The sequence below is a fragment of the Moraxella bovis genome, from assembly GCF_025985205.1.
Classification (GTDB): Bacteria; Pseudomonadota; Gammaproteobacteria; order Pseudomonadales; family Moraxellaceae; genus Moraxella; species Moraxella bovis.
Map to the genome: position 1 here is coordinate 2278738 of NZ_CP087840.1, position 6263 is coordinate 2285000.

Genomic DNA, 6263 nt, shown 5'->3' on the forward strand with positions numbered 1-6263 from the left:
TTGGGGTATTTTAACGACATAGATGGATTTGTAAAATCTATCATTTTTTGCCACGGTTGGCAAATGCACCGAAACGCTTGTTAAAGCTTGCCACACGACCTTCGTTAGACGCTTGACGTTGTTCACCAGTATAGAATGGGTGAGATGCACTTGAAATATCAAGTGGGAAGTATGGATACTGGGCACCTTCGTACTCACGAGTGGTCTTGGTTGCCACAGTAGAGCGAGTTAGAAAATAGACGTCCGCATTGGTGTCGTGGAACAATACCTCACGGTATTCTGGATGAATGTCTTTACGCATGATAAAAATCCAATAAACCTAAGCACTAATAAAAAGGCATTTTCAAGCAACGCTTGCCGATTGCGGCCATATCATCATCAACCAACTTTGACATGATACACCACACCGTCGTTTATTAGCCAACTTAAGTGGGAGTTAGATGGGAAACAAAGACGTCATTTTAGCCTAAATTTGCCAAATTTTCAAGAAAAATTGTCATATTGGTTTGATTTTGTTATACTTTGCTTTTGAATTAAATAAGGAAAATCCATGCAACTATCCAACCTAGAGCACCTACCCAATTACACCATCACCGAACGCCTAGACGTGGTCTATGGCAGTACTGTCCGCACCAAGCACGTTGGCAAGGATTTTTTGGCGGGGCTAAAAAACATCGTGGGCGGGGAGCTTGTCGCCTATACCGAGCTGTTAGAAGAAGCCCGCCAAGAAGCGTTGGAGCGTATGATAGACAAAGCCTACGCAATGAGAGCGGATGCTGTGGTGGGCGTGCGCTTTTCTACGTCCAATGTGGCGGTGGGTGCGTCTGAGATTTTTGTTTATGGCACAGCGGTAAAAGCGGTGCGAAATGCCCTGTTTGAAAACACACAACAGCCCCCTGCGTTTAATCCGACTTCGTTTGAGTAATTGATATGAACATTATCAAGCTGATTTTTGATAATCTGCAAATCGTCATCGCCATTATTTTGTTTTTTGTGGGGTGGTATTTTGGTACGATGAATGAGCGTAAGCACTTGGCAAGCCTTGATGATGACGAGCATTTGCTTGGGCATATCATCATCTCAAATGAACGCTTTTTTGTGCCAATGGTGCAGGCGGACGGCACGCTTGTGATGGGAAGTGTGTCCATCGCCCAAGATAGATTTAAGCTTGTGTTTGCTGATTTTTTGAGTTTGTTTGGCAAAAATTTGACAGTGTATGAGAGTCTTTTGGAGCGTGGCAGGCGTGAAGCGATTGTGCGCATGAAACAGCAGGCGCATGAATACGGCTATAACCAAATCTATGGCGTACGCATTGAGACATCGGCGATAGACGGTGGCGGTGTGGAAGTGCTTGCCTATGGCACGGCGGTGATGAGTGTGGGCAATCCGAATGTACCGCCAAGATTGCCAAGCCATCTTTGACAAACCTAACACCCCACATCATCAACACGCTTTCTAACAACCCCTGTATGCGTTAAAACAATCCTATAAGACAACTCATCGGACACCGAACAATACTTAATATGTCCAAAATGACCACGTGGACTGGCACTGAGCCCAAAGTACTTAATATAATGCCTAGATGCTGACACTCTCATGTCAATTCTGCCATGTTTTAAATTAAGCCCATACTCTTTAATCAACTCACCATCATCAAGACGGGCATTACCATCTAAATCCCTAAACACGATAATTTTTACTCCCGACTGCTTATGGCAACGATTTGACTCATCGGCAGGACACATAACAATGTTTTGCTTAGTAATATGGCTTTGACTGCGGGCTTCTTTTAATGCATCAGTAACGACAGACGTAACATTCTTTGCTTCCATCCCCCGCAAAACCCGCATCACACTAGGATAAGCAATCATACCAATCATACCAATCACAACCACTACCACCATCAACTCAATCAACGTAAACGCCTTTTGCCCACCCATTAATATCACCCTACGCACAAGCAAGTTACTCACATAAATAATTATAAGTAAAGTTAGGTCAGCTATTATACACAAATTCAAGGATTTTAAAAACCAAAACCCCCTCTATCAATGACAGAGAGGGCTAAATAAGGTGCTGACGATGACCTACTCTCGCATGGGCAAACCACACTACCATCGGCGCTAAGACGTTTCACTTCTGAGTTCGGGAAGGGATCAGGTGGTTCCATCTTGCTATTGTCGTCAGCGTAAAAGGATTAACAACGCTGCTTATGAGTCTGTTGTTTTATTTTTTACTTTAAATTTAATTTTTAAAGTTTTAACTTTTTAAGTTAAGTTATTCAAGATTGATTCAAGCTTGTTAGGTAAAATCTTTACACTTATCTCATACTAAACCACTTGGGTGTTGTATGGTCAAGCCAAACGAGCAATTAGTATTGGTTAGCTACACATGTCACCATGCTTCCACACCCAACCTATCAACGTCGTAGTCTACAACGGCTCTTTAGGGAAATCTTATCTTGAGGTGGGCTTCCCGCTTAGATGCTTTCAGCGGTTATCCCATCCGAACATAGCTACCCGGCAATGCGACTGGCGTCACAACCGGAACACCAGAGGTTCGTCCACTCTGGTCCTCTCGTACTAGGAGCAGATCCTCTCAAATTTCCAACGCCCACGGTAGATAGGGACCGAACTGTCTCACGACGTTCTAAACCCAGCTCGCGTACCTCTTTAAATGGCGAACAGCCATACCCTTGGGACCTGCTTCAGCCCCAGGATGAGATGAGCCGACATCGAGGTGCCAAACACCGCCGTCGATATGAACTCTTGGGCGGTATCAGCCTGTTATCCCCAGAGTACCTTTTATCCGTTGAGCGATGGCCCTTCCATACAGAACCACCGGATCACTAAGACCTACTTTCGTACCTGCTCGACTTGTGGGTCTCGCAGTTAAGCGCGCTTTTGCCTTTATACTCTTTGAACGATTTCCGACCGTTCTGAGCGCACCTTCGTACTCCTCCGTTACTCTTTAGGAGGAGACCGCCCCAGTCAAACTACCCACCATACATTGTCCTTGATGTTGTTACATCTAAGTTAGAACCCCAACATAACCAGGGTGGTATTTCAAGGATGGCTCCATGGCAACTGGCGTCGCCACTTCAAAGCCTCCCACCTATCCTACACAAGTTAGGTCAAAGTTCAATGTAAAGCTGTAGTAAAGGTTCACGGGGTCTTTCCGTCTAGCCGCGGGTACACAGCATCTTCACTGCGATTTCGATTTCACTGAGTCTCTGCTGGAGACAGCGCTGCCATCATTATGCCATTCGTGCAGGTCGGAACTTACCCGACAAGGAATTTCGCTACCTTAGGACCGTTATAGTTACGGCCGCCGTTTACTGGGGCTTCGATCAAGAGCTTCGCATACGCTAACCCCATCAATTAACCTTCCAGCACCGGGCAGGCATCACACCCTATACGTCCACTTTCGTGTTTGCAGAGTGCTGTGTTTTTAATAAACAGTTGCAGCAGCCTGGTATCTGCGACTGCCAACAGCTCAAAGAGCAAGTCTTATCACCATCGGCAGCGTACCTTCTCCCGAAGTTACGGTACCATTTTGCCTAGTTCCTTCAGCAGAGTTCTCTCAAGCGCCTTGATATTCTCTACCTGACCACCTGTGTCGGTTTCGGGTACGATTTGTTTATGACTATCGCTTAGAAGCTTTTCCTGGAAGCATGGTATTTGCCACTTTGCCAGTAAACTGGCTTGCTATCAGATCTCAGTAATAGTCTAGCGGATTTGCCTACTAAACCTACCTACATCCTTTCACCTGGACAACCAACGCCAGGCTGACATAACCTTCTCCGTCCCTCCATCGCATCATAAACAAGTATTGGAATATTAACCAATTTCCCATCGACTACGCCTTTCGGCCTCGCCTTAGGGGTCGACTCACCCAGCCTCGATTAACGTTGGACTGGAACCCTTGGTCTTCCGGCGAACGGGCTTTTCACCCGTTTTGTCGTTACTCACGTCAGCATTCGCTCTTGTGATACCTCCAGCATGCTTTACAACACACCTTCACAGGCTTACACAACGCTCCCCTACCACTTAATTGAAACAATTAAATCCGCAGCTTCGGCTCCTAGTTTGAGCCCCGTTACATCTTCCGCGCAGGCCGACTCGACTAGTGAGCTATTACGCTTTCTTTAAAGGGTGGCTGCTTCTAAGCCAACCTCCTAGCTGTCTGTGCCTTCCCACATCGTTTCCCACTTAACTAGGAATTTGGGGCCTTAGCTGGCGGTCTGGGTTGTTTCCCTCTTGACGACGAACGTTAGCACCCGCCGTCTGTCTCCCGGATAGTACTCATCGGTATTCGGAGTTTGCATCGGTTTGGTAAGTCGGGATGACCCCCTAGCCGAAACAGTGCTCTACCCCCAATGGTATTCGTCCGAGGCGCTACCTAAATAGCTTTCGGGGAGAACCAGCTATCACCGAGTTTGATTAGCCTTTCACCCCTATCCACAAGTCATCCCCTGGCTTTTCAACGACAGTGGGTTCGGTCCTCCGGTGCCTGTTACGGCACTTTCAACCTGCTCATGGATAGATCACTCGGTTTCGGGTCTATACCCTGCAACTTAATCGCCCTATTAAGACTCGGTTTCCCTACGGCTCCCCTAAACGGTTAACCTTGCTACAGAATATAAGTCGCTGACCCATTATACAAAAGGTACGCCGTCACCCGACCACTTAATCACTCTGCTTCGCATCGTAATTAAGTGATCGGGCAAGCCCGACTTAGCTTATTTACGATACTTTGTCATTTTATGATGACTCAAACTGTGATTTAATGCGGTTCATTAAGAAAGTTCGCACTTTGCCATTATTTTTTGTGGCGTGTTCTCGCTTTCTTGCCACTTTCTCACTTATATAGGCTTCACAATAAACGATTTTCCAAGTCCTACCACGAGTTGCGGTAGTTTGACCTGTATTATGTGCTTCAATTCTCTGCTTTAAGTTGGAAGTAAACCCAACATAAAAGTCATTTTGATTATTGATGTTTTGTAGAACATATACATAATAAAAGTTCATTGTTATCCTCAAAGCGATTAAGTGGTCGGGCTCCGACTGCTTGTATGCACACGGTTTCAGGTTCTATTTCACTCCCCTAACAGGGGTTCTTTTCGCCTTTCCCTCACGGTACTGGTTCACTATCGGTCAGTCAGGAGTATTTAGCCTTGGAGGATGGTCCCCCCATCTTCAGACAAGATTTCACGTGTCTCGCCCTACTTAATATGTCGCATTTGCAGTTTCGCATACAGGACTATCACCTACTATGGTTGGCTTTCCCACGCCATTTTGCTACTACAAGTTTGATCGGCTCCTCCCCGTTCGCTCGCCGCTACTTGGGGAATCTCTATTGATGTCTTTTCCTCGGGGTACTGAGATGTTTCACTTCTCCCGGTTTGCCTCCTAACCAAAGGTTAGGATAGCCAACTTATGTTGGCTGGGTTTCCCCATTCAGAAATCGCCGGGTCACAGGATATTGCCACCTCACCGACGCTTATCGCAGGCTATCACGTCTTTCATCGCCTCTGACTGCCAAGGCATCCACCATGTGCACTTCATTACTTGACCATACAACCCCAAGCAGTCTTGGTGTCATAAGGGTAATGTGTAACGATTTACCTATGTTTACGCTTGATTCAGTTTTCTTTACTTTATCCGACCACTCATCTTACTTAAATTTTAAATAAAACCTAAAAGATGTGGAGTAGTGGTCGGGATGGTTAATTATTTGTTGGAATTAAATAATTAACCCAGACTCATAGTTACGTTGTTAAATAATGTAATTAACTTCATCAGTTAATTGTAAGTTATCTACATAAAGTAGAATTAAGAAATCTAATTGTATGCTGTTTAATTTGATTGCTTAGTTCTAATTTATTGTAAGTGGTGGAGTTAAGGAGAGTCGAACTCCTGACCTCCTGCGTGCAAGGCAGGCGCTCTACCAACTGAGCTATAACCCCATAAATGGTGGGTCTAATAAGACTTGAACTTATGACCCCCGCCTTATCAAGGCGGTGCTCTAACCAACTGAGCTATAGACCCAATTTAACTTACGCTACTAAGAACAACTTGTTGTGAATTCTTGCCAATCAGATAATCTCGTTAAGGAGGTGATCCAGCCGCAGGTTCCCCTACGGCTACCTTGTTACGACTTCACCCCAGTCATCGACCCCACCGTGGTGATCGCCCTCTTGCGTTAGGCTAACCACTTCTGGTGAGATCAACTCCCATGGTGTGACGGGCGGTGTGTACAAG

At 45.7% G+C, this 6263-nt stretch carries 4 protein-coding genes, 2 tRNA genes and 3 rRNA genes (1 of these 9 running past the window's edge); 2 read left to right on the forward strand and 7 right to left on the reverse strand.

The window, feature by feature from the left end; all coding sequences use genetic code 11:
- Window positions 1-40: 40 nt before the first annotated feature.
- Complete coding sequence (locus tag LP107_RS11610) at window positions 41-301, reverse strand: type B 50S ribosomal protein L31 (RefSeq protein WP_029103198.1); 261 nt, start codon at window positions 299-301, stop codon at window positions 41-43.
- 249 nt (window positions 302-550) lie between these two features.
- On the opposite strand from LP107_RS11610, the gene LP107_RS11615 reads away from it, so the two are divergent.
- Window positions 551-925 carry a YbjQ family protein gene (locus LP107_RS11615; RefSeq protein WP_078275436.1) on the forward strand — a complete coding sequence of 125 codons (375 nt, stop codon included), beginning with the start codon at window positions 551-553 and terminating at the stop codon, window positions 923-925.
- Window positions 926-930: 5 nt separating this feature from the next.
- Window positions 931-1422: a YbjQ family protein gene (locus tag LP107_RS11620; protein WP_078275435.1), complete on the forward strand. Its 492-nt coding sequence runs from the start codon at window positions 931-933 to the stop codon at window positions 1420-1422.
- Between the two features lie 5 nt (window positions 1423-1427).
- Here LP107_RS11620 and LP107_RS11625 read toward each other — a convergent pair whose 3' ends face one another.
- From LP107_RS11625 to LP107_RS11650, 6 genes are all read right to left on the reverse strand, one after another.
- Complete coding sequence (locus tag LP107_RS11625) at window positions 1428-1940, reverse strand: GspH/FimT family protein (protein WP_112742596.1); 513 nt, start codon at window positions 1938-1940, stop codon at window positions 1428-1430.
- Between the two features lie 134 nt (window positions 1941-2074).
- Window positions 2075-2188: ribosomal RNA gene (gene rrf, locus LP107_RS11630) — 5S ribosomal RNA — on the reverse strand.
- A 162-nt stretch (window positions 2189-2350) separates the two neighbouring features.
- Window positions 2351-5576: ribosomal RNA gene (locus LP107_RS11635) — 23S ribosomal RNA — on the reverse strand.
- Between the two features lie 316 nt (window positions 5577-5892).
- A tRNA-Ala gene (locus LP107_RS11640) sits at window positions 5893-5968 on the reverse strand.
- Between the two features lie 5 nt (window positions 5969-5973).
- Window positions 5974-6050 (reverse strand) — tRNA-Ile (locus LP107_RS11645).
- A gap of 61 nt (window positions 6051-6111) precedes the next feature.
- Window positions 6112-6263 (reverse strand): 16S ribosomal RNA (locus tag LP107_RS11650) (it continues 1379 nt past the right edge of the window).
- The 16S, 23S and 5S rRNA genes sit together here with 2 tRNA genes alongside, the layout of an rRNA operon.

Coding starts and splice junctions, on each gene's coding strand:
- LP107_RS11610 (WP_029103198.1), bottom strand. CDS start 301: ATGCGTAAAGACATTCATCCAGAATACCGTGAGGTATTGTTCCACGAC.
- LP107_RS11615 (WP_078275436.1), top strand. CDS start 551: ATGCAACTATCCAACCTAGAGCACCTACCCAATTACACCATCACCGAA.
- LP107_RS11620 (WP_078275435.1), top strand. CDS start 931: ATGAACATTATCAAGCTGATTTTTGATAATCTGCAAATCGTCATCGCC.
- LP107_RS11625 (WP_112742596.1), bottom strand. CDS start 1,940: ATGGGTGGGCAAAAGGCGTTTACGTTGATTGAGTTGATGGTGGTAGTG.